Source organism: Oleiphilus sp. HI0086, from assembly GCF_001635225.1.
In genome coordinates this window covers 1-917 of the sequence record NZ_LWFZ01001316.1, presented here as the reverse complement: position 1 = coordinate 917, position 917 = coordinate 1, and the positions used below count along the sequence as shown (strand labels likewise).

2 protein-coding genes are annotated in these 917 nt (G+C 45.1%); one reads left to right on the top strand and one right to left on the bottom strand.

Features of this window, described 5'->3' with window-relative positions:
* On the top strand, positions 1–180 hold a 180-nt coding region (locus A3756_RS26260), incomplete at its 5' end, for a cupin domain-containing protein (RefSeq protein WP_197481475.1).
* 41 nt (positions 181–221) lie between these two features.
* Here the strand turns inward: A3756_RS26260 and fghA are convergent.
* Positions 222–917 (bottom strand): S-formylglutathione hydrolase (fghA, locus tag A3756_RS22770; protein WP_068554754.1); only part of this gene is annotated, 696 nt, incomplete at its 5' end.

The window sequence follows — 917 nt, the reverse complement described above, 5'->3', positions numbered from 1 at the left end:
CGTCATTTTGGAGGGGAGGAAATTTTTGTCCTATCGGGAAAGTTTTGTGATGAGCATGGCATCTATCCTAAAGGAAGCTGGATACGTAGCCCTCACATGAGTCAGCATCACCCCTTCGTTGAAGAGGAGACGGTCATTTTGGTGAAAACTGGGCACTTACCCGTGCCAATTAACCCTTAGATAATTAAGAGGCGAAAGTATCTCTACACACTAAAACGCTTTTAGTCAGCTCTGCTTAAGTGAGCAAAGTGGAATCTTAGGTGATCTTCTATGAAGCTTTGAATAAAAAAGTAACTATGGTCGTAGCCTTTTTGCATTCTGAGTTCTAGATTCGCGCCGACAGATTTGGCGGATTCTACAAGATTTTCGGGTTTTAGTTGTTCCAGCAGAAAATTATCCTCATCACCTTGATCCACTAATATCGGTAACGCACATCCATGTTCTTTTAACAGCTCGCAACTATCGTATTGTTTCCATGTATTCTGATCCGTGCCAAGGTAAGCGAGAAATGCTTTTTGTCCCCATGGGCAATTGATTGGATTGCTAATAGGGCTGAAGGCAGAGACTGACCGATAAGCTTCTTGATTCTTCAGGGCAATAGTTAAAGCGCCATGCCCGCCCATACTATGCCCGAAAATAGACTTTACATTGGAGACAGGGAAGTTGCGTTCAACAAGTTTCGGTAGTTCTGTTGCGATGTAATCGTACATTCGATAGTGGGAAGACCAGGGTGGCTGTGTAGCATTTAGATAGAAGCCAGCCCCTAAGCCTAGGTCATAAGAGCCTTCGGGGTCATCGGCAACATCTTCACCACGAGGGCTTGTGTCGGGTGCGATGATAATGAGTCCGAGTTCTTCTGCCAGACGAAAAACACCCGCTTTATGCATGAAGTTTTCATCTGTGCAGGTGAGGCCGGA